The sequence below is a fragment of the Pseudomonas rossensis genome, assembly GCF_039888995.1.
GTDB classification, from domain to species: Bacteria; Pseudomonadota; Gammaproteobacteria; order Pseudomonadales; family Pseudomonadaceae; genus Aquipseudomonas; species Aquipseudomonas rossensis.
Genome location: NZ_JBBWCB010000041.1, coordinates 1 through 20,434, shown reverse-complemented (window position 1 = coordinate 20,434; position 20,434 = coordinate 1). Strand labels below are relative to the sequence as shown.

The 20,434-nt window shown below is 60.1% G+C and carries 23 protein-coding genes; 13 read left to right on the top strand and 10 right to left on the bottom strand.

The window, feature by feature from the left end; all coding sequences use genetic code 11:
- Window position 1: 1 nt before the first annotated feature.
- From WLY71_RS13345 to WLY71_RS13335, 3 genes are read right to left on the bottom strand one after another with little or no spacing between them, the layout of a single operon-like run.
- Window positions 2-823, bottom strand: coding sequence for a segregation and condensation protein A (locus WLY71_RS13345; protein WP_008156118.1), 822 nt, complete (start codon window positions 821-823; stop codon window positions 2-4).
- Window positions 824-1,453 carry an L-threonylcarbamoyladenylate synthase gene (locus WLY71_RS13340; protein WP_033056081.1) on the bottom strand — a complete coding sequence of 210 codons (630 nt, stop codon included), beginning with the start codon at window positions 1,451-1,453 and terminating at the stop codon, window positions 824-826.
- A gap of 13 nt (window positions 1,454-1,466) precedes the next feature.
- Complete coding sequence (locus tag WLY71_RS13335) at window positions 1,467-2,330, bottom strand: PHP domain-containing protein (RefSeq protein WP_347803917.1); 864 nt, start codon at window positions 2,328-2,330, stop codon at window positions 1,467-1,469.
- 87 nt (window positions 2,331-2,417) lie between these two features.
- On the opposite strand from WLY71_RS13335, the gene WLY71_RS13330 reads away from it, so the two are divergent.
- The 6 genes from WLY71_RS13330 (at window position 2,418) to WLY71_RS13305 (ending at window position 6,697) form a co-directional block, all read left to right on the top strand.
- Window positions 2,418-3,014, top strand: a complete 597-nt coding sequence (locus tag WLY71_RS13330; protein ID WP_283183537.1) for a septation protein A — start codon at window positions 2,418-2,420, stop codon at window positions 3,012-3,014.
- A gap of 1 nt (window position 3,015) precedes the next feature.
- Window positions 3,016-3,315 carry a YciI family protein gene (locus tag WLY71_RS13325; protein ID WP_008156126.1) on the top strand — a complete coding sequence of 100 codons (300 nt, stop codon included), beginning with the start codon at window positions 3,016-3,018 and terminating at the stop codon, window positions 3,313-3,315.
- Between the two features lie 110 nt (window positions 3,316-3,425).
- Entirely contained in the window at window positions 3,426-3,839 is a 414-nt protein-coding gene (locus WLY71_RS13320; protein WP_347803916.1) for an SH3 domain-containing protein, read from the top strand.
- A gap of 7 nt (window positions 3,840-3,846) precedes the next feature.
- Window positions 3,847-4,524, top strand: a complete 678-nt coding sequence (locus WLY71_RS13315; RefSeq protein WP_347803915.1) for a response regulator transcription factor — start codon at window positions 3,847-3,849, stop codon at window positions 4,522-4,524.
- A gap of 315 nt (window positions 4,525-4,839) precedes the next feature.
- Complete coding sequence (locus tag WLY71_RS13310; RefSeq protein WP_347803914.1) at window positions 4,840-5,289, top strand: Spy/CpxP family protein refolding chaperone; 450 nt, start codon at window positions 4,840-4,842, stop codon at window positions 5,287-5,289.
- Between the two features lie 67 nt (window positions 5,290-5,356).
- Window positions 5,357-6,697, top strand: coding sequence for a sensor histidine kinase (locus tag WLY71_RS13305; RefSeq protein WP_347803913.1), 1,341 nt, complete (start codon window positions 5,357-5,359; stop codon window positions 6,695-6,697).
- A gap of 114 nt (window positions 6,698-6,811) precedes the next feature.
- Here the strand turns inward: WLY71_RS13305 and WLY71_RS13300 are convergent, their stop codons facing one another.
- On the bottom strand, window positions 6,812-7,378 hold the full coding sequence (locus WLY71_RS13300; RefSeq protein ID WP_149632127.1) for an NAD(P)H nitroreductase: 567 nt from the start codon (window positions 7,376-7,378) through the stop codon (window positions 6,812-6,814).
- A gap of 175 nt (window positions 7,379-7,553) precedes the next feature.
- Between WLY71_RS13300 and WLY71_RS13295 the strand changes: the two genes are divergently transcribed.
- A complete protein-coding gene (locus tag WLY71_RS13295; RefSeq protein ID WP_347803912.1) occupies window positions 7,554-9,008 on the top strand; it encodes a TrkH family potassium uptake protein in 1,455 nt (484 codons plus the stop codon).
- Here WLY71_RS13295 and WLY71_RS13290 read toward each other — a convergent pair.
- Window positions 8,965-10,026, bottom strand: a complete 1,062-nt coding sequence (locus tag WLY71_RS13290) for an AraC family transcriptional regulator (protein ID WP_347803911.1) — start codon at window positions 10,024-10,026, stop codon at window positions 8,965-8,967. The genes WLY71_RS13295 and WLY71_RS13290 overlap by 44 nt on opposite strands.
- A 160-nt stretch (window positions 10,027-10,186) precedes the next feature.
- On the opposite strand from WLY71_RS13290, the gene WLY71_RS13285 reads away from it, so the two are divergent.
- Together WLY71_RS13285 and WLY71_RS13280 are read left to right on the top strand one after the other, a co-directional pair.
- Complete coding sequence (locus WLY71_RS13285) at window positions 10,187-10,498, top strand: Mpo1-like protein (protein ID WP_008156143.1); 312 nt, start codon at window positions 10,187-10,189, stop codon at window positions 10,496-10,498.
- Window positions 10,499-10,525: 27 nt separating this feature from the next.
- Window positions 10,526-11,116, top strand: coding sequence for an HD domain-containing protein (locus WLY71_RS13280; protein WP_347803910.1), 591 nt, complete (start codon window positions 10,526-10,528; stop codon window positions 11,114-11,116).
- A gap of 127 nt (window positions 11,117-11,243) precedes the next feature.
- Here the strand turns inward: WLY71_RS13280 and WLY71_RS13275 are convergent, their stop codons facing one another.
- Entirely contained in the window at window positions 11,244-12,059 is an 816-nt protein-coding gene (locus tag WLY71_RS13275; RefSeq protein WP_347803909.1) for a UDP-2,3-diacylglucosamine diphosphatase, read from the bottom strand.
- 136 nt (window positions 12,060-12,195) lie between these two features.
- On the opposite strand from WLY71_RS13275, the gene WLY71_RS13270 reads away from it, so the two are divergent.
- Together WLY71_RS13270 and WLY71_RS13265 are read left to right on the top strand one after the other, a co-directional pair.
- Window positions 12,196-12,960: a helix-turn-helix transcriptional regulator gene (locus WLY71_RS13270; protein WP_347803908.1), complete on the top strand. Its 765-nt coding sequence runs from the start codon at window positions 12,196-12,198 to the stop codon at window positions 12,958-12,960.
- A 95-nt stretch (window positions 12,961-13,055) separates the two neighbouring features.
- Window positions 13,056-13,949: a DMT family transporter gene (locus WLY71_RS13265; RefSeq protein WP_347803907.1), complete on the top strand. Its 894-nt coding sequence runs from the start codon at window positions 13,056-13,058 to the stop codon at window positions 13,947-13,949.
- Here WLY71_RS13265 and WLY71_RS13260 read toward each other — a convergent pair.
- From WLY71_RS13260 to recQ, 4 genes are all read right to left on the bottom strand, one after another.
- Entirely contained in the window at window positions 13,943-14,230 is a 288-nt protein-coding gene (locus tag WLY71_RS13260) for an Rdx family protein (RefSeq protein WP_347803906.1), read from the bottom strand. The genes WLY71_RS13265 and WLY71_RS13260 overlap by 7 nt on opposite strands.
- A gap of 32 nt (window positions 14,231-14,262) precedes the next feature.
- Window positions 14,263-16,053: a motility hub landmark protein FimV gene (locus tag WLY71_RS13255; RefSeq protein ID WP_347803905.1), complete on the bottom strand. Its 1,791-nt coding sequence runs from the start codon at window positions 16,051-16,053 to the stop codon at window positions 14,263-14,265.
- A gap of 128 nt (window positions 16,054-16,181) precedes the next feature.
- A complete protein-coding gene (locus WLY71_RS13250; RefSeq protein ID WP_347803904.1) occupies window positions 16,182-16,616 on the bottom strand; it encodes a MarR family transcriptional regulator in 435 nt (144 codons plus the stop codon).
- Between the two features lie 119 nt (window positions 16,617-16,735).
- Complete coding sequence (gene recQ, locus WLY71_RS13245; protein ID WP_347803903.1) at window positions 16,736-18,862, bottom strand: DNA helicase RecQ; 2,127 nt, start codon at window positions 18,860-18,862, stop codon at window positions 16,736-16,738.
- 412 nt (window positions 18,863-19,274) lie between these two features.
- On the opposite strand from recQ, the gene WLY71_RS13240 reads away from it, so the two are divergent.
- Together WLY71_RS13240 and WLY71_RS13235 are read left to right on the top strand one after the other, a co-directional pair.
- Complete coding sequence (locus WLY71_RS13240; protein WP_008156162.1) at window positions 19,275-19,862, top strand: UPF0149 family protein; 588 nt, start codon at window positions 19,275-19,277, stop codon at window positions 19,860-19,862.
- 10 nt (window positions 19,863-19,872) lie between these two features.
- Complete coding sequence (locus WLY71_RS13235; protein WP_033055911.1) at window positions 19,873-20,268, top strand: YbaN family protein; 396 nt, start codon at window positions 19,873-19,875, stop codon at window positions 20,266-20,268.
- The last annotated feature ends 166 nt before the right edge of the window (window positions 20,269-20,434 follow it).

Genomic DNA, 20,434 nt, shown 5'->3' with positions numbered 1-20,434 from the left:
GTTATTCGGCTCGGGCCCGCACGTGGATCGCTGCGAACGGCTCATTCTGCACCAGCTCGACCAAGGATTCCTTGACCAGTTCGAGAATCGCCATAAAGGTTACCACCACCCCCAGACGTCCTTCCTCAGCGGTGAACAGCTCGGCAAAGGGCACGAAACCGCCGCCCTTGAGGCGCTCCAGCACATCGCTCATGCGTTCGCGGGTGGACAGTGCCTCGCGGCTGACCTGGTGACTTTCGAACATGTCACCACGGCGCAACACTTCTGCCATGGACAACAACAGCTCTGAAAGACGCACGTCTGGCAACAGCTTGCGTGCCCGGGCTTCCGGGGCGTCGAGCTTGGGGACGACCACGTCACGACCCACACGGCTCAGGCCATCGATGCCTTCGGCGGCGGCCTTGAAGCGTTCGTACTCTTGCAAGCGGCGGATCAGTTCGGCGCGAGGGTCGTCTTCTTCGGCCTCGATCGTTTCGGCACGCGGCAGCAGCATCCGCGATTTGATCTCGGCCAGCATCGCGGCCATGACCAGGTACTCGGCGGCCAGTTCCAGACGCACCGATTGCATCAACTCGACATAGCCCATGTATTGCCGGGTGATTTCCGCCACCGGGATGTCGAGGATATTGATGTTCTGTTTGCGGATCAGGTACAGCAGCAGGTCGAGGGGGCCTTCGAAGGCTTCGAGAAAGACTTCAAGCGCATCCGGTGGAATGTACAGGTCCAGCGGCATTTCCATGACCGCCTGGCCATAGACCATCGCGAAGGGCAGCTCTTGCTGGGCTCCGGCCTGACTGTCGACAACGGGTTCTACTGCAGACATCTACGCCTCGGCCATGAACGGCGTCGGGTCGCCGCAACCAACGCGGATCACTTCCGGCTCGCCGTCGGCGAGGTTGATCACGGTGGACGCCTTGATCCCGCCGAAACCGCCGTCGATGATCAGGTCGACCTGATGCTCGAGCAACTGGCGCATTTCGTACGGGTCCGTCATCGGGTCGGTGTCGCCGGGCATGATCAGGGTCACGCTCATCAGCGGTTCGCCGAGTTCCTCCAACAGCGCCAGGGCAATCGGATGGCTCGGTACGCGCAGGCCGATGGTGCGTTTTTTCGGGTGCAACAACAGCCGCGGGACTTCGCGGGTGGCGTTCAGAATGAAGGTGTAAGGTCCTGGAAGATGAGCTTTAAGCAGGCGGAAGGTGCCGGTATCGATCTTTGCAAACAGCCCCAGTTGCGACAGGTCGCTGCAAATCAGCGCGAAGTTATGCTTTTCGTCCAGCTGTCTCAACCGGCGCACGCGCTCCACGGCATTCTTGTCGCCGATCTGGCAACCAATGGCGTAGGACGAGTCTGTGGGATAAATCACCACCCCGCCGCTGCGGATGATCTCGACAGCCTGTTTGATCAGGCGCGCTTGCGGGTTTTCCGGATGAATCTGGAAAAATTGACTCACATTCTCTACCTGTTCAGACGGCGGCAATAATTGGGTCATGTTTGAATCGACACCACAGTGGTGGCAGATCCTCCGGGAGCGGGCGGTACTCACCGATCTCGGACCAGCCTCCAGGGCCATGAAAATCACTGCCGGCGCTGACCAGCAGACCGAATTCTCGGGCGAGAATCGCCAGGCTGCCCACTTGCTCGGCGGGCTGATGGCCATTGACCACTTCGATAGCGTGGCCCCCTGCTTGAATATAGTCGGCAATCAGCCGGCGACGTTTGCTGCGAGTGAAATCGTAGTGCCACGGATGCGCCAGGCTGATCCAGGCCTTGGCGGCGCGCAGGGTTTCGACCGTGTCTTCCAGGGTCGGCCAATGTTGCTTGACGTCCCCCAGCTTGCCGGCGCCCAGCCATTTGCGGAACGCTTCGGCGCGGTCCTTGACGAAACCTTCACGCACCATCCAGTCGGCGAAATGCGGGCGGGCCGGCGCGTTGCCACTGTCGCCCAGTTCCTGCTGGACGGCCCGAGCCCCTTCCAGCGCACCCGGCATGCCTTTAAGCGCCAACTTGCGGCTAATTTCTTCGGACCGTAACCAGCGGCCATCGTGCAATTTTGCGATGGCCTCGACCAACGGTGCGGCGTTGACGTCGAAACCATAGCCCAGCACGTGAATGGTCGCGCCGCCCCAGGTGCAGGACAATTCGACGCCGTTGACCAGTTGCATCCCCAGCGCAGTCGCCGCACTGCGAGCCTCGTCGAGGCCCTCGAGGGTGTCGTGATCGGTCAAGGCCAGGACTCGCACGCCTTTCTCGAACGCACGCGCAACCAGTACTGCAGGCGCGAGAGCGCCATCGGAGGCCGTGCTATGGCAGTGCAAATCAACATTCACAGGACTTTTTTACCTCAAATCAGCTGGCGCTATCGCGCGCCCATATGTTTGTTATTATGCCGCCACATCCTGCTTCTGGCTGCCACTGTGAAACAATTCATCGATTTCATCCCGCTTCTGCTGTTCTTCATCGTCTTCAAACTCGATCCCCGGGTCGTCGACATTGCCGGCCACGAGGTAACTGTAGGCGGTATCTACAGCGCCACCGCCATGCTGATCATCAGCTCCCTGGTGGTTTACGGCACGCTGTTCATCAAGCAGCGCAAGCTCGAGAAGAGCCAGTGGCTGACCCTCATCGCCTGCCTGGTCTTCGGCAGCCTGACCCTGGCGTTCCACAGCGAAACTTTCCTGAAGTGGAAAGCCCCGGTGGTGAACTGGCTGTTCGCCCTGGCGTTCATTGGCAGCCACTTCGTCGGTGAGCAACTGCTGATCAAACGCATCATGGGCCACGCGCTGACCCTGCCGGAGCCGGTCTGGACCCGCTTGAACATCGCCTGGATCGGGTTTTTCCTGTTTTGCGGTGCCGCCAACCTGTTCGTCGCGTTCACCTTTCAGGACTACTGGGTCGACTTCAAAGTCTTCGGCAGCCTGGGCATGACGCTGCTGTTCCTGGTCGCCCAGGGCATTTATTTGTCCCGCCACCTGCACGACGCCGATACCACAACGCCAAAAACCGAGGACTGACATGCTTTACGCAATCATTGCCACAGACGTCGCCAACTCCCTGGAAGCCCGCCTGGCCGCACGGCCTGCACACCTTGAGCGCCTGCAAGTGCTCAAAGGTGAAGGTCGCATCGTTTTGGCCGGCCCACACCCGGCGGTCGACAGCAATGATCCGGGCGCTGCGGGTTTCACCGGCAGCCTGATCGTCGCCGAATTCGACTCCCTGAGCGCCGCCCAGGCTTGGGCCGACGCTGATCCGTATATCGCCGCAGGCGTCTACGCCAACGTTTCGGTCAAGCCGTTCAAGCAAGTCCTGCCGTAATTTCTCCCCGCACGATGAACCTTGTAGGTTCATCGTGCTCTCAATCGCTCATTATTCTCGTTTGCCTGCCGACAACTTGCCCAATAACTCGATTGGAATCAGGAGTCGCGATGCGCAAGGGTCCGTTGTGTCTGATGTTGGTGACGTTGTCGATCGTGGCCCCCGCCCACGGTGAAGAAAGCGCCGAGGGCGGTAATTCCACGCCATTGTCCCTAAGCGCCGGCAGCCAGATCACCGAGTTGCAACAGCGCTTGAAGGTAAGCGAACAGCAACGAGAAGAACTGAGCAAACAACTGAAAAATACCGATGCCGAACGCGAAAGCGCTCAGCTGAGCCGGTTGCGTCAAGAGAATCAGCGCCTCAAGCTGCAACTCAAGGAAGCCCAGGCCAGCAGCCCGCTGCCGCGTCTATTGACCGATCAGCAACAGTGGTTCGTCATCGGCGCCGCAGTAGCGCTATTGGCGCTGCTCTGCGGTATCTTCGCCAGTGGTGCCACCAGAAAACGTAGGCAATGGCTAAATTGAGTGAGTCATGAGCGAGCTGTTATTAATTGATGATGACCAGGAGCTGTGTGAGCTCCTGAGCAGTTGGTTGAGCCAGGAAGGCTTCCAGGTCCGCGCCTGCCACGATGGTCAGAGCGCCCGTCGCGCACTGGCCGAAACGTCGCCGGCAGCCGTGGTACTGGACGTCATGCTGCCGGACGGCAGCGGCCTGGAATTGCTCAAGCAATTGCGCAGCGATCACCCGGACTTGCCGGTGCTGATGCTCTCGGCCCGCGGCGAGCCGCTGGACCGCATCCTCGGCCTGGAACTCGGCGCCGACGATTACCTGGCCAAACCGTGCGACCCACGGGAACTGACAGCCCGCCTGCGCGCCGTGTTGCGCCGCAGTCATCCGGCAGCAGTCTCCAGTCAGCTCGAACTGGGTGACCTGTGTTTCAGTCCGGGGCGCGGCGTGGTCAGCATCGATGAACAGGAATTCACCCTCACCGTCTCCGAAAGCCGTTTGCTCGAAGCCCTGCTCAAGCAACCCGGCGAGCCGCTGGACAAACAGGAACTGGCGCAAATCGCCCTCGGCCGCAAGCTGACGCTGTACGACCGTAGCCTGGACATGCACGTCAGCAACCTGCGCAAAAAGATCGGCCCGCACCCCGACGGCCGCCCACGCATCGTGGCCCTGCGCAGCCGTGGCTATTACTACAGCCTCTGAAACCCAACGCAAACCTTCGTAGCAGCTGTCGAGCCTGCGAGGCTGCGTTCGGCTGCGAAGCAGTCGTGAAATCAGGCGACGCGTTTTTTCAAGTAAACCGCGTATTCAGGGTTTACGACTGCTTCGCAGCCGAACGCAGCCTCGCTGGGGCTCGACAGCTGCTACACCGGTCATGTTCGTCAGGGACATGGGTTTGTCAGGAAGGTACAAAATCGTCTTTACCCAAGCTTTACGCTCCGCTGACCGCCGCTGACCTTGATCTCCGTAATCTGTACTCATCCGGAACGTACCGGGAACGAGACAAGGAGATTCACCATGCGCAAGACTCTTATCGCTCTGATGTTCGCTGCCACCCTGCCGACCGTTGCCATGGCCATGCCTGAAGGTGCCGGCCCGATGGGTGGCCCGATGGACGGCTCACGCCATGGCGGTCAGATGCACGGCATGCACGGCAAAGGCCCGTACAGCCAGCTGGACCTGAGCCGCGAACAGCGCGAGCAGATCCGCAAGATCATGGGCGAGCAGATGCATGAGCGTAAGCAAGTGGTCGACAAGTACCTGGAAAAACTCTCGCCAGCCGACCAGAAGGCCATGAAAGATGAAATGGCGGCCAACCACAAGAAAGCTGAAGCTGACGTGCGTGCCTTGCTGAAACCGGATCAACAGAAGCAATTCGACGAGATCCAGAAAAAACAGGCTGAGCGTCGCGCCGAATGGGCCGAGTTCAAGGCCTGGAAAGCGCAACAGCCGCAAAAGGCGCAATAATGTTTTAGCGTCATATCACAGCCCAACGGTTAATCGCCGTTGGGCTTTCTTTGCTTGAGGATTTTCTGTGCGCTCATTGTTCTGGCGTATTCTGGCCAGCTTCTGGTTGGCCATCGCTCTGGTTGCAGGGCTCTCCATTCTGCTGGGGCACATGCTCAATCAGGACGCGTGGATTCTCAGCCGCCATCCGGGCCTCAATACTTTGGCCGAGCAGTGGACGCAAACCTACGAGTCACAGGGTGAAGACGCGGCCCAGGACATTCTGGAACAGCGCAAGCGCCAGTATCACATCGACGTTCAAGTGCTCAACGAGAGCGGTGACCCGGTGGTGCGCGGCACCTTCCCACGTAGGGCGGCCGCCTTCGAAGCGCGACAGAACAACGATGATCGCCGCCTGCCGTGGCGTCGTCTGACCGCGGAATACACCAGCGAAAAAACCGGCGACACCTACCTGCTGATCTATCGAATTCCGCACCCGGAACTGGACTCATGGCACCGCGAAAGCCTGCTCTGGCCGTTGAGTGCGCTGGGTATCGCGCTGGTGGTCCTGACCTTGTTCAGCCTGTTCGTGACGATGTCCATTACTCGCCCACTCAACCGCTTGCGCGGCGCGGTGCATGATCTGGGGCAAACCACCTACCAACAAAACAGCCTGGTAAAACTGGCCAACCGGCGCGATGAGTTCGGCGTGCTGGCCAACGACTTCAACCGCATGGGCGCGCGCCTGCAAAGTTTGATCGGCAGTCAGCGACAGTTGCTGCGAGATGTGTCCCATGAACTGCGTTCACCGCTTGCCCGGCTGCGCATTGCGCTGGCACTGGCCGAGCGGGCCAACCCTGAAGAACGGGAAAAACTCTGGCCGCGCCTTACTCGGGAGTGCGACCGACTGGAAGCGCTGATCAGCGAAATTCTGGTACTGGCGCGGGTCGATGCCGACAACGCCAGCGCCGAAGAGGTTGATCTCAATGCGCTGCTCAACACCCTGCAAAAGGATGCTCAACTGGGTTCGCCGGAGCAGAACGTGCACCTTGAGGCCGAGTCGCAGCTGAACCTTAAAGGCTGGCCGACGATGATCGAGCGCGCCGTAGACAACCTGCTGCGCAATGCTCAGCGGTTCAACCCGGTGGGGCAGTCGATTGAAATGCAGGCGGTGCGTCAGGGTGAGCGGATTGTGGTCAGTGTGCGCGACCATGGGCCGGGCGTAGAGGCTGCGCATTTGAGCCAGTTGGGTGAACCATTCTATCGGGCGCCGGGGCAGACGGCGGCCGGGCATGGTTTGGGATTGGCGATTGCGCGCCGTGCGGCAGAGCGGCACGGTGGGAGTCTGGTGTTGGCCAATCATCCTGATGGCGGGTTTATCGCCAGTCTCGAATTACCGTTGGTGCCGGGGGCAGTTGTTCAGCCGTAAGTGCAGTGGTGATGCAAAAAGATCGCAGCCTCGTTTAACTCGTCAGCTCCTACAAGGCTTACGCGTCCCCCTGTAGGAGCTGTCGAGTGAAACGAGGCTGCGATCTTTTGATCTTCAGGCCTTACCGGGCCAGGCGCTGACGAACTCGGCCAGATCAACCTTCTCCGCCACTCGCGGTTCCTTCTGCGGCGTCCCAAGGTAAAGAAACGCAATCACCTCTTCCCCTTCAGCCAGGCCCAACCCCTTGGCCACATGCGCCGAATACGCCAGTTCACCCGTGCGCCACACCGCGCCAATCCCTTGCGCATAAGCCGCCAGCAAAATCCCGTGAGCCGCACAGCCCGCCGCCAGCAGCTGTTCGGACTTCGGATATTTAACGTGATCCTGCAACCGCGCGATCACCACGACCACCAGTGGCGCGCGCAGTGGACCGTTACGCGCCTTGTCCAGCGCCGCCTCGGACACCTCACTGTCCTGCAGCTTCGCCGCTTCGGCCAGCAACTCGCCCATTTGCTCGCGCGCCGCGCCTTCGACTGTCAGGAAGCGCCAAGGCTGCAAGTGGCCGTGGTCTGGCGCTCGCATCGCGGCGCCAAACAGCACTTCGCGTTGTTCTGCGGTCGGTGCCGGTTCGAGCAGTCGTGGAACGGAAACACGGTTGAGCAAAGCGTCGAGAGCCTGCATCGGCCACCTCCTGAAAAAAATGTGAAGCCATTCTAGGGCCTGCCATCAATTATTGCCTGCGCCGCACAGGCAATAATTGATGGCAGGCCCTGCAACCACCTCGGGAGTGCCGGTTTACATAGCAGGCCCCACAGGTAGAATGGCGCCCTTCCCTATTTCAGCCCGAGCGGACTTCATGGCGTTGCCGACCTTACGGATCATTAGTTTCATCATCGGCATCTTCCTGATCACGCTGGCCATCGCCATGGTCGTGCCCATGGCCACCCTGGTGATTTTCGACCGCACCAGCGACCTGCCATCGTTCCTCTGGGCGAGCATGATTACCTTCGTCGCGGGTTTGGCCCTGGTCATCCCCGGCCGTCCCGAACACATTCACCTGCGTCCGCGAGACATGTACCTGCTGACCGTCAGCAGTTGGGTGGTGGTGTGCATCTTCGCTGCGCTGCCGTTCCTGCTGACCCAGCGCATCAGCTACACCGACTCGTTCTTCGAAAGCATGTCCGGCATCACCGCCACCGGTGCGACGGTGCTCACGGGCCTGGACAACATGTCCCCCGGCATCCTGATGTGGCGCTCGTTGCTGCACTGGATCGGCGGCATCGGCTTTATCGGCATGGCGGTAGCGATTCTGCCACTGCTGCGTATCGGTGGCATGCGGCTGTTTCAGACCGAGTCGTCGGACCGTTCCGAAAAAGTCATGCCCCGTTCGCACATGGTGGCGCGTTTGATCGTTGCGGCCTACGTCGGCATCACCATTTTCGGCAGCCTGGCGTTCTGGTGGGCCGGTATGAGCCCGTTCGATGCGATCAACCACGCGATGTCGGCGATTTCCACCGGTGGTTTCTCAACGTCCGACCAGTCTTTGGCCAAGTGGCCGGAGCCTGCAGTGCATTGGGTCGCGATCGTCATCATGATTCTTGGTGCCCTGCCGTTCACCCTGTATGTAGCGACCTTGCGCGGTAACCGCAAAGCACTGATCAAGGATGAACAGGTTCAGGGGCTGCTCGGCATGTTGCTGGTGACCTGGCTGGTGCTCGGCACCTGGTATTGGTGGACCACCCAGCTGCATTGGCTGGAAGCCCTGCGACATGTGGCGCTGAACGTGACCTCGGTGGTCACGACTACAGGCTTCGCGTTGGGGGACTATAGCCTCTGGGGCAACTTCTCGCTGATGCTGTTCTTCTATCTGGGCTTTATCGGCGGCTGCTCAGGCTCAACCGCTGGCGGGATCAAGATTTTCCGCTTCCAGGTCGCGTACATCCTGCTCAAGGCCAACCTTAACCAGCTGATTCACCCGCGCGCGGTGATCAAGCAGAAGTACAACGGTCACCGCCTCGACGAAGAGATCGTGCGTTCGATTCTGACCTTTTCCTTCTTCTTCGCCATCACCATCTGTGTGATCGCGCTGCTGTTGTCGCTGCTCGGCGTGGACTGGATGACCGCCCTTACGGGCGCGGCCGCCACGGTGTCCGGTGTCGGTCCGGGACTGGGCGAGACGATTGGCCCGGCGGGCAACTTTGCCACCCTGCCGGACGCCGCCAAGTGGATTCTCTCGGTCGGCATGCTGCTGGGCCGACTCGAGATCATTACGGTGTTTGTTCTGTGTATTCCGGCGTTCTGGCGTCACTGACAGGAGCAGGCGTGCCCATTAGCCGCGTCCGGTACTCGCCGGGGGTGGCATCGAACCAGCGGCGGAAAGCACGGAAGAAGTTGCTCGGATCGGCGAACCCCAGCAGGTAGGCAATTTCCAGCAGGGTCATGGACGGCTGCGCCAGGTATTGCTCGGCCAGTTCACGTCGCGTGTCGTCCAGCAATGTCTGAAAACTCGTGCCCTCTTCTTGCAAGCGTCGCTGCAAGGTGCGTTGCGACAGGTGCAACGTCTGCGCCACGGTATCGCGCTTGGGTTCGCCCTGGGGCAGCAAACGGCATAGCACCTGCCGCGCCTTGTGGGTCACGCGACTCTCGGAAAACCGCGCCAGGTACTCAGCGGCAAACCGGTCATGCAACAGCGCCATTGCCTCGTTGGCGGTAGGCAATGGTGCCTCCATGTCAGCGCGCTCGAAAATCAAGGCGTCATAAGGCGCGTTGAACACCAAAGGTGCATGAAAGGCTTGTTTATAGGGTTCGAGATCGACGGGCTGATCACCCTGCACCAGCACCTTACGCGGTTGCAGGGTGCGTCCGGTCAACCAGCCGCACAGCGCCAGGGCACAGGCCAGTGACGCTTCGGCACTCTGCCGGGTCGGTGGCAGATGGTCGCCGTGGACCGTCAGAATCAGCGCGTAGCCTTCTTCCAACAATCGGAAACTCAGGTCGGCACTTTCCGCAATGATCCGCTGATAGCGCACCAGCCGTCGAAAGCCTTCAGCCAGGGTCTGGCTGGACATCAAGGCGTAGCCCGCCACATGGAAGGAGGCCGGTCGCACCACCTTGCCCATGTTCAGGCCAATCGCCGGGTTGCCGGACAGCTCAACCGCGCGCTGCCACAGTCGTGTCATGGAATCTTGCGGGAAGCGCGCGTCCGGATCATCCAGTGCCGCGTAGTCGAGCCCCAGCTGCTTGAACAGACCCCGGCAATCCAGGCCGTCCATCTCCAGTGCTTTGACAATCCCCATCGCCCAGCTAGCAGAAGTCGTTCGTTCGCTCATGTCGTCCACTTACATGATGAGCCGCATGCTACGGCCAATTTCCGAAGGATACTAAAGTGGCGCCTATTGTCACTGGCTGATGCCAATGATCACTCTAGACTCAAATAAGCTACCCGCAGAACAACTTGCAGTCAGAACAATAACCACAGAGATCGCAGTCGTGGAAAACATCAAACGTTTCAACAGCTTCGCTGAGTTCTACCCGTATTACCTCAGTGAACACAGCAACAGCACCTGCCGACGATTGCACTTTATCGGCACGACGCTGGTTATTTTCATCCTGGCCCTGACCATCGGCAAAGGCGCCTGGCTGCTGTTATGGGCCCTTCCGCTGGCGGGTTACAGCTTCGCCTGGGCCGGGCATTTCTTCTTCGAGAAGAACCGTCCCGCGACCTTTCAACACCCGTTTTACAGCCTGCTCGGCGATTTCGTCATGTACCGAGACATGATTCTGGGTCGCGTGCCGTTCTAGGCGCAATGAACCAAAGGAGGAGAGCCGATGAATGCCAACGCCCGTTTCACCCACATGCAGGACGGCACGCAGGAAGACTGGGCGATCATCGCCGCAGATTTCAGTGCCTATGCGAGGCAATTGCCGACTCGGATTGTGGCGCACCTGAAATTACTGGAGGGTGACTTTGGCGGCTTCCCGGTGGATCGTCTGACCCATTCCCTGCAAACCGCCAGCCGTGCCTGGCGCGATGGCCGGGATGAAGAATACGTGGTCTGCGCGCTGCTTCACGACATCGGCGACACCTTGGGTTCCTACAACCACCCGGACATCGCTGCGGCAATCCTCAAGCCGTTCGTCAGCGCCGAGAACCTGTGGATGGTCGAGAAACACGGAATTTTCCAGGGGTATTACTTCTTCCATCATCTAGGGATGGACCGGCATTTGCGCGAGCAATTCAGCGGGCATCCGCAGTATCAGGCGACCATTGAGTTTTGCGCCAAATATGACGCAGCGGGGTTTGATCCGGCGTATGACACCCTGCCGCTGAGTTTCTTTGAACCGATGATGGAACGGTTGTTTGCGCAGCCCAAGCACTCGATTTACAAGGCGGCGATGGAAGAACATGCGCCAGCCTGAAGATCCAAGGGGACCGCTGCGCGGTCCATCGCGGGCAAGCCCGCTCCCACAGAGGATGTGTGTACGACACAAGTCCAATGTGGGAGCGAGCTTGCTCGCGATGGGGCCAGACCAGACACCCTGATTTTTAGGCGGGCTCTGCGATTTTGACGGCTTTCAACTCAGCCTCCCGCGCCTGGGCATCCGCCAATCGATACAACTCGATCGATCCGTCCCAATGCTCGATCAGCGCAGTGCACGACTCCACCCAATCCCCGCAATTGAGGTAATCCACCCCGCCGACCTTGCGAATCTCGGCATGGTGAATGTGCCCGCACACCACGCCGTGCAACTCGCGCTTGACGCACTCGTGAGCGATGGCTTCTTCGAAATCGCTGATGAAGCTGACCGCGGTTTTGACCCTGTGCTTGAGGTACGCCGACAGCGACCAGTAACCGTAGCCATAGCGTGCGCGCCAATGGTTGAGCCAGCGGTTGAGGGTCAGGGTGAATTCGTAGGCCGAGTCGCCGAGAAAGGCCAGCCAGCGGTGATACCGCGTGATCACGTCAAACTGGTCGCCATGAATGACCAGAAGATGGCGACCATCGGCGGTCACGTGCACGGCTTCATCCACCAGTTGGATATTGCCCAGAATCAGCTTCGAATAGCGGCGCAGGAATTCGTCGTGGTTGCCGGTGACGTAGATCACCTCGGTGCCGCGCTTGCTCATGGTCAGCAAGCGGCGGATCACATTAGTGTGCGCCTGAGGCCAGTACATGCCGCCGCGCAGCTTCCAGCCATCGATGATGTCGCCGACCAGGTAGATCTTGTCCGCGTGATAGCCCTTGAGAAACTGCGACAGGTGTTCGGCCTGGCAATCCCGGGTGCCCAGATGCACGTCGGAAATCCACAAGGTCCGCACACGTTGCTTACGACTGGGTTTGGCGAGCTCGGCGCTGGTCATGGGCAACCCTCTGCAAAAGTTTTTGCAACTTTGCGCCGGTCGGGTTAATTGCCCATGACAGTGGCGAGTCAGTCCTGTGACAGCGTCCCACGATTGCCCTCGGTGTAGACTGGCGGCCAAGCCCTGGAGACCTGCGATGAGACCGATCCTCACGCTACGCCAATACACTCATGACCTGATCGTCCATAGCCACGACCACGCGCAGCTGGTGTTCGGGCTGTCGGGTGCGCTGGATTTCGAGGTCGACGGGCGTGGCAGCCAGGTGGTACAGCAGAGTTTCGTGGTAGTGCCGTCCGGTTTCCATCACGCCTGCGGTAGCGCCAATGGCAGCCGTTGCCTGGTACTGGATGTGCCCAGCGACCAATGGGTTTCTCAGTCCCTGGGTGATCACGCCGAAGCCAGTCGTCGTTTACTCGACAACGCCGGTCGCCTGTCGCTGGATGCCGGGCAAAGCCAATTGGTCAGTTGGTTGGCGGGCAGTCAGGTCAGCGATCCACTGATCGCGCAACAAGGCGCGGTGTTGTTGCTGGCCAGCCTCAACAACGCCAAACCCGAAATCGTCGGCGGTCGGCGCCTGCCTTATGCAGCGCTGAATGCGCACATCGATCAGTACGCAGCCTATCCACTTCAAGTCGCCGATCTGGCGCGCGTCGCCGGTCTGTCCAGCGCTCGGCTGCATGTACGGTTCGTTGCTGAATGCGGGCAGACGCCGATGGATTACATCCGCAGTCGACGTTTGCACATGGCCGTGGGCTTGTTGCGGGATTCGGCGCTGCCGATCGGCGAGATTGCCAGTCGGGTCGGTTACAGTTCGCAGAGCGCCTTCGCGGCGGCGGTGTTGCGGGAGTTCGGTGCCTCACCCGGCAAATTGCGGCGCGAGGTTAGCGACAAAAGGCAATAGTTTGCCGACAGACACAACAGGGGTTTTCACGGTTCAATGCAGGAGCTGCCGAAGGCTGCTCCTACATCTTTGTTCGCTTGTTGTTAAGGATTGCAATGACTCCCCGTACCGCCCTTGGCGCCCTGCATATCGGCGCACTGATGTTCGGCTTGACCGGTGTGTTCGGCAAACTGGCTGCTGCCTCCCCCGCCATTATCGTTTTTGGTCGTGCCGCGTTCGCCGTGCTGGCGTTAGCCGTTTTTGCGCGGTTCGCCAGCACTACTCGCTGGCAGAAACTCGAGGCTGTGGACTGGCGCCGACTGTTGCTCAGCGGCTTACTGCTGGCCGGACACTGGGTGAGTTTTTTCATTGCAGTGAAGGTCGCAGGCGTGGCGATCGCGACCCTGGGTTTCGCCAGCTTCCCGGCGTTTACCGTGATCCTTGAAGGGTTGATTTTCCGCGAGCGAATTCGCGCCAACGAAATCCTGCTGGTGGTGCTGGTCAGTGTCGGGCTGGTGCTGGTCACCCCTGATTTCGATCTGGCCAGCGGCGCCACAATGGGTCTGCTGTGGGCGGTGGGCTCAGGTTTGCTGTTCTCTCTGCTTTCGCTGACCAACCGCGCCAGCTCCGGGCGAATCCCGGCGGTGCAGGCTGCGCTGTGTCAGAACGTGGTGGTCGCGTTGTGCCTGTTGCCGGTGGCGGCACCGCAGTTGAGCGAAGTGCGCGCCATCGACTGGCTGTGGATCGGTTTGCTCGGGGTGTTCTGCACCGGCGTCGCTCACAGTCTGTTTGTCGCCAGCCTGGCAGTGATCAAGGCGCGGACCGCGGCAGTGGTTTTCGCCATGGAGCCGATTTACGGCATCACCGTGGCCTGGCTGCTGTTTGATGAAAACCCGACACTGCGCATGCTGCTCGGTGGCGCGTTGATCATCGTGGCGATCGTCGTCTCCAGCCAACTCTCGGGCGGCTCAAGCAAGAAGACTGTTGCGGCAGAAGCCGCCTCTCACTGAGTGCGGTCGTTGTGCCCCAGATCGCGGTCCGGATCAATTTGATCGCGGACCCGCTGCTTCAGCACTTTGGCCTCAGGGAAACCGCCATCAGCCTTGCGATCCCAGATCTGAACGTCGTCACAGAAAATGTGAAATACCCCACCGGTGCCGGGCACCAGCGACACTTTGCCCAGATCGTCACCGAAGGTGCTGAGCAGTTCCTGGGCCAGCCAGGCAGCACGCAACAGCCACTGGCATTGCGTGCAATACGTGATGATGATTTCCGGTTTGCGTGCAGTCATGATTGACGAAACTCCTGAGCCAGAGGGCGCCGCTATGATAGCCCGGCGAGCAGATTCCGGGCGGTCTGCTTCAGCGGCTCGTTACCTTCCTTGAGCAACTCGTTGAGCAGTTCGATGGCGCTGTCCACATCGCCGTCATCAATGCAGGTCTGGGCTTGTTCGAGTTTGTCGGCGCTGCTCGGCTCGGCCGGTTCCAGGTTCAGCGGTTCCAGTTCCAGCGACCGGCCGGGGTCGCCGAACTCGTTGAGAAAGGCGTCATCCAGAGACTGCGAATCAGGCTCGGCGACCCATTCAAGTTCGGGCTCGTCCAGCGTCGAGTCGTCGGGCATTTCAAACACCTCGGGCAAGACGTGCAGGTTCGAGACAAACGGCGGCTCGACCGGCGCGGATTCGCTCGATGGCTTCACGGCGGACGGCGAGCCCTCAAAAGGGCTGATCAAATCCCAACTCGAATCCATCGACAGGTCATCCAGGTTCAACTGGAATTCATCCCTGGGCGCTGTTTCGGGTATCGCAGCCTTGGAGAGAGTGATTGGCGCTGCGACGGTCAACGCTACCGCACTGCTCAATTTCGGGTGTCGGGTGCGAATATTCTGAAGTTCTTGCAGGTCGTATCCGGCGTCACGCAGGTTGTTTTCCTGTAGTTCATAGGCGGGTACGTCACCCTGTTTACCCAAGACTTCCAACAGCTGAACGGCAAGATCCGTGCGTTGCGGCTCCTTGATCAGCGCCTCTCGCAACAAACCGGCCGCTTCGGAAAAACGGCCATAGGCCAGATAGATGCCCACCCCTTCAAGCACATCGCCTGCGGGCGACTCGTCACCCGATTCAGTTGCCGGTTGCAACTCTGAAGATTGGAAAACCGGTTCTGCAGTGCGATTGAGCGCCGGTTCATGCCGTGACGGCAAAACAGGTAAAGCGTCGGGCAATGCCTGAACCTGTTGTCGTTGACGCCGCACGAACAACCCTAGCAACACCAGAACCACCACCGCCAGCAACCCGACGATCAGCCCCCAGTGGGTGGCCTCAGCCTCTTCAACAATAGCCGGAGCGGGAGCTACAACGGTGGGTGCAACCGGCTCCACCGCTGCGGTCTTGATTTCCGCCAATTGGGTTTGCAGTTCAGTCACCTGCTTTTTCTGACCGGCGACCAGTTCCTCCTGGGCCTGAAGCTTCGCAGTCAATTCATCGATGATTGCTTGCAGCTGCTGGTTTTGCAGCACGCTGGCGGCCAGTTGTTCGGCAACGGGATCACTCACAGGCGCGGCAGCAGGTTGATCGACGCGAGGAACAGGGGGCTTTTTGCCCTTCGCTGCAGGTGGTTGCGCAACGGCCGGCTCAACCGTCGGGAATCCAGAGGACTGAACGTCGGTCACCGGTTCGTCAGTGACGGGAACAATCCCCGGTGAACCCGGCGGATCGATCAGCACCGTGTACTCGCGCAGCACGCGCCCATTGGGCTGATTGAGCTGCACCAGGAAATTCAGGAAAGGTTCATTGACCGGTTTGCTGGAGCTCACCCGGATCAGGCTGCGGTTGCCGCGCAGGATCGGCGTGAATTTGAGATTATTGAGAAAGAACACTCGATCGATGCCGGCGCGGCTGAACTCGTCCGCTGTCGCAAGGCTGACCGAGAGTTCACCCTCCTCCAGACCTGCGGCATCTTCGAGTGCAATGTCGGCGCGCAATGGCTGATTCAGCGCTGAATGCAGGGTGATATCACCCAAGCCCAACGCGGGCGCCAATGCCGAGTAAGTGACAGCACCACCGACCAGAAGCAGCCTGGCGCAACACCGCAAAACCATGTGCCAACTCTCGAGCATGAGCATCCCTTAGATAACCAGAACCATCTTGTACGCGTTCGCACATCCGGTACGAACACGATATTGCCAAGTAGTTCTTTATAGTCTGCCCAACGGGGTATCTCAAAAGTCCTGGGTGCGTTTATGCCTCAAGATTTTTCCAGGTTGGCCAGAATGTGCCCGTGGACACGCATGCAGACCTTCAAGTCCGCCTCATCGACGCCGTCGAACAATTCGTGGCGCAGTTGGGTGGCAATGGTTTCAATTTGTTCGATCAAGGGAAGGGCCGGGGCACAGAGGACGATTTTCTTCGCCCGGCGGTCTTCCAGCACCGATTGACGTTGCACCAGTCCCTGGCCTTCGAGGCTGTCGAGCAGTCGGGCCAACGTCGGCCCTTCAACGCCGACGCTTTGCGCCAGTTCACGTTGGGTCGGGGCATCCTCGAAACGCGCCAGGTGCAGCAGCACCAGCCAGCGCGCCTGGGACAGACCCAGGCCAGCCAGACGGCGGTCCAGTTCGGCACGCCAGCCGCGCGACATCTGGGCCAGTTGCATGCCAAAGCGGTGTTGGTCGGTTAACGGCATAAAACACTCATGATTAGACTGAAATAAGGAAAAACTAATTATTAGTCAGCTAAGCATGACCCTTGGCCAGAGGCAAGGCTTGCTCTGTACTGAATCGTTACATCTATGTGGCAGATCACCTAAATCTCGAATTCGGATTGCAGCGCCGCCCGAACACAGTACAAAACGCCTTCCGGCACTCTCCCGGCGAACAGTGCGGCAATCTCCGACACAGGCGGTAATTCGCCCTCGCCGTCGAGGAACGAGTCCTGGATTTCGCCCATCAACTCTTCGGGCAGATCCAGCGCTTGCTCCAGCGACAACTGCTGCTTGCCAATCGCTTCGGCGAGCAGGGTGTAGACGTTCTTTTCCGAGCATTGCAGCTGACCGGCGATCTGCAACGGTGTCATGCCGGCTCGGGCCAGGGTGATCAGTTCGTGGCGCAGGTCGGCCACCACTTTCGGCGCCTCGACTTGCCCGCCGAGGACTTCGAGGAAGGCCTCGCCGTAACGCTCCAGCTTGCGCGCGCCAACGCCGCTGACCGTGGCCATTTCCGACAGCGAGGTCGGCTGGCTACGGAGCATTTCCAACAGTGTCGAGTCGGGGAAGATGACGTACGGCGGCACGCCATGCTCTTCGGCGAGTTTTCGACGCAGGGCGCGCAAGGCTTCCCACTGTTCGCGCTCTTCGCCGCGAACCAGTTGGCTCGCCTGGCTTTTGCTGCTTTTGGCCGTGGTTTGCGGCTTGAGGTCGCGACGCAACTCCAGGGTTACTTCGCCCTTGAGCAGCGGTCGACAGGTGTCGCTCAAGCGCAGGCCGCCGTAGCCTTCGAGGTCTATGTCCGCCAGACCGCGGGCAACCAGCTGACGGAACAAGGAGCGCCATTCGCTCTCTCCCATCGCCTTGCCGACACCAAATACCGACAGATGCTGATGGCCGAAGCTGCGGACCTTTTCGTTGTCCTTGCCCAGCAATACATCGACCAAATGCCCGACCCCGTAGCGCTGGCCGGTGCGGTAGATCGCCGAAAGCGCCTGACGGGCCGGCTCGGTGGCGTCCCAGGTCTGCACGCCATCGACGCAGTTGTCGCAATGGCCGCACGGCTCGGGCATGTCTTCGTCGAAATAGGCCAGCAGCGTCTGGCGACGGCAGCGGGTTTCTTCGCAGAGCGAGAGCATGGCGTCGAGCTTGTGCTGCTCCAGACGCTTGTGGCGCTCGTCGCCCTCGGAGCTCTGCAACATCTGCTTGAGCATCACCACATCTTGCAGGCCGTAGGCCATCCAGGCGTCTGCCGGCAGTCCGTCACGGCCGCCGCGACCGGTTTCCTGGTAGTAAGCCTCAAGGGATTTTGGCAAGTCGAGGTGAGCGACAAAACGCACGTTGGGCTTGTCGATGCCCATGCCGAACGCCACGGTGGCGACCATGATCAGGCCTTCCTCATTGAGGAAGCGCTTCTGGTGGTGAGCCCGGGTATCGTTGGGCAAACCGGCGTGGTACGGCAGTGCCGGGAAGCCTTGTTCGCTGAGAAACACCGCCACTTCGTCGACTTTCTTGCGCGACAGGCAATAGACGATGCCGGCATCGCTGCGCCGTTCGGCGAGGAACGCCAGCAACTGCTTGCGCGGCTGCTCTTTGGGCACGATGCGATAGAAGATGTTGGGGCGGTCGAAACTCGACAGGAAACGCTCGGCATCCTGAAGATGAAGGCGGTCGACGATTTCTTCCCGGGTACGCTTGTCGGCAGTAGCGGTCAGGGCAATACGCGGAACGTTGGGGAACAATTCCGCCAACTGGCCCAATTGCAGGTATTCGCGGCGGAAGTCGTGGCCCCATTGGGACACGCAGTGGGCTTCGTCGATGGCGAACAGGGAAATTTCAAGACTTTGCAGGAAAGCCAGCATCCGAGGCTGAACCAGACGCTCAGGCGCGAGATAAAGCATTTTCACTTCACCGCGCTTGATCCGTGCCGCCAGATCGCGCTGCTGCTCGGCGCTGAGCGTGGAGTTCAATGCCGCCGCGGCGACGCCCAGCTCTTCGAGGGTGGCGACCTGGTCGTCCATCAGGGCGATCAGCGGCGACACCACCACCGCCAGGCCTTCGCGCAACAGCGCCGGCACCTGGAAGCACAAGGACTTGCCGCCACCGGTAGGCATCAGCACCAGGGCGTCGCCGCCACTGGCCACGCGCTCAATGATTGCACCCTGACGGCCACGGAAACTGTCGTAGCCGAAGATGTCCTTGAGGACGCGTTGAGCCTGTTCGAGCATAGAAACTCCAAAAATCACAAAAACATCCCTGCAAGGCTGGTTCAGAACCACGAAGGCTGCACCGACAAATCGTAAGTGCGCATTGCATGACGCTTTACATTTCAGCCGCGACGCCAGCAGGGCATCACAAAACGCGGGAGTATACCCGAGGCCTCCTCTTCAAAGGGTGCCGCTGAGAAGACGCACGACTGCCAATGCACTGCAAAACCTGTGGGAGCGAGCCTGCTCGCGAAGGCGGTGGGTCAGTCAACATTGATGTTGAATGTAATGCCGCCTTCGCGAGCAGGCTCGCTCCCACAGGGATTGCGGTGTTTGCGAGGTCGCAGGGGCGCAAAAATGCCGCGCGGCTGGCCCAAGCGCTCAAGAAGGCCTAGAATTCCCGCATCTGTTTAATTCCCAAGGTAGCCCTTTAATGTCCTTCGCTGAGCAACTAACCCGCCTGCAAGTCTTCCTCGACGCCGACGAACTGCATGACGAGGCGCTGGACTACGTGGCCGCCCACGGCTACCTCACTGCGCTGTCGATCTGTTCCGAAACCGTTCCCGACCGTGAATGGATCGACGCCCTCTTCGCCGAAGAGCCGCATTACGCCGACGACACCGAGCGTGAAGCGATTGAATCCACCCTATTGGCCCTCAAGGCTCACATCGCTCGCCAACTGGCGTCCGATGAAGAGTTCGAGCTGCCCTGCGACCTGGACCTGGGCGAAGAGCCGGATGACTCCGACCTGCGCGGCTGGTGCATCGGTTTCATGGAAGGTGTGTTCCTGCGCGAAGCAGCCTGGTTCGAAACCGCCGAAGACGAAGTCAGCGAAATGCTGCTGCCGATCATGGTCGGTTCGGGTCTGTTCGACGAACAGCCTGAGTTCGAAGACATCGCCAAAGACGCCAACCTGATGGACGACATGATCGTGCAGATCCCGGAAGCCCTCACCGCGCTGTACCTGCTGTGCCAGGCGCCAGACGAAAAACCGGCGATCCTCAAGCCTCGTCACCACTAAGGTTTTGCCTATGGACAACCCCATAGGCAACCGCTCCCTGATGTTGCGTTACGTGCTGCTGGCCATTGGCTGGCTGAGCGTAGCGCTGGGGGTGATCGGGATTTTCCTGCCAGTGTTGCCCACCACCCCCTTCCTGCTGCTGGCGGCCGCCTGCTTCGCCCGCAGTTCGCCGCGTTTCTATCATTGGCTGGTTGAACATCCGCGGCTTGGGCCGTGGGTTCGCGATTACCTGAGCGGCAACGGCATCCCGCTCAAAGGCAAGGTCTACGCCATCGGCCTGATGTGGGCTAGCATCCTGCTCTCCTGCTATCTGGTGCCCCTGCCGTGGGCGCGGGGGTTCATGCTGACCAGCGCCGTGCTGGTGACCCTCTACATCCTCAAACAGAAAACCCTGCGCAAATCCTGAATTCACCACGCTCCCTGTAGCAACTGGCGAAGGCTGCGTTCGGCTGCGAAGCAGTCGTGAAATCAGGCAACGCGGTCTTCCAGTTAAATCCGGGATCCAGGGTTACGACTGCTTCGCAGCCGAACGCAGGCTTCGCCAGCTGCTATGTATGGACTCGCCCCCACTG

Coding starts and splice junctions, on each gene's coding strand:
- WLY71_RS13290 (WP_347803911.1), bottom strand. CDS start 10,026: ATGAGCGAACGAACGACTTCTGCTAGCTGGGCGATGGGGATTGTCAAA.
- WLY71_RS13320 (WP_347803916.1), top strand. CDS start 3,426: ATGCGCAAGGGTCCGTTGTGTCTGATGTTGGTGACGTTGTCGATCGTG.
- WLY71_RS13295 (WP_347803912.1), top strand. CDS start 7,554: ATGGCGTTGCCGACCTTACGGATCATTAGTTTCATCATCGGCATCTTC.
- WLY71_RS13280 (WP_347803910.1), top strand. CDS start 10,526: ATGAATGCCAACGCCCGTTTCACCCACATGCAGGACGGCACGCAGGAA.
- WLY71_RS13265 (WP_347803907.1), top strand. CDS start 13,056: ATGACTCCCCGTACCGCCCTTGGCGCCCTGCATATCGGCGCACTGATG.
- WLY71_RS13250 (WP_347803904.1), bottom strand. CDS start 16,616: ATGCCGTTAACCGACCAACACCGCTTTGGCATGCAACTGGCCCAGATG.
- WLY71_RS13260 (WP_347803906.1), bottom strand. CDS start 14,230: ATGACTGCACGCAAACCGGAAATCATCATCACGTATTGCACGCAATGC.
- WLY71_RS13240 (WP_008156162.1), top strand. CDS start 19,275: ATGTCCTTCGCTGAGCAACTAACCCGCCTGCAAGTCTTCCTCGACGCC.
- WLY71_RS13345 (WP_008156118.1), bottom strand. CDS start 823: ATGTCTGCAGTAGAACCCGTTGTCGACAGTCAGGCCGGAGCCCAGCAA.
- WLY71_RS13255 (WP_347803905.1), bottom strand. CDS start 16,053: ATGCTCGAGAGTTGGCACATGGTTTTGCGGTGTTGCGCCAGGCTGCTT.
- WLY71_RS13300 (WP_149632127.1), bottom strand. CDS start 7,378: ATGCAGGCTCTCGACGCTTTGCTCAACCGTGTTTCCGTTCCACGACTG.
- recQ (WP_347803903.1), bottom strand. CDS start 18,862: ATGCTCGAACAGGCTCAACGCGTCCTCAAGGACATCTTCGGCTACGAC.
- WLY71_RS13310 (WP_347803914.1), top strand. CDS start 4,840: ATGCGCAAGACTCTTATCGCTCTGATGTTCGCTGCCACCCTGCCGACC.
- WLY71_RS13325 (WP_008156126.1), top strand. CDS start 3,016: ATGCTTTACGCAATCATTGCCACAGACGTCGCCAACTCCCTGGAAGCC.
- WLY71_RS13315 (WP_347803915.1), top strand. CDS start 3,847: ATGAGCGAGCTGTTATTAATTGATGATGACCAGGAGCTGTGTGAGCTC.
- WLY71_RS13235 (WP_033055911.1), top strand. CDS start 19,873: ATGGACAACCCCATAGGCAACCGCTCCCTGATGTTGCGTTACGTGCTG.
- WLY71_RS13275 (WP_347803909.1), bottom strand. CDS start 12,059: ATGACCAGCGCCGAGCTCGCCAAACCCAGTCGTAAGCAACGTGTGCGG.
- WLY71_RS13270 (WP_347803908.1), top strand. CDS start 12,196: ATGAGACCGATCCTCACGCTACGCCAATACACTCATGACCTGATCGTC.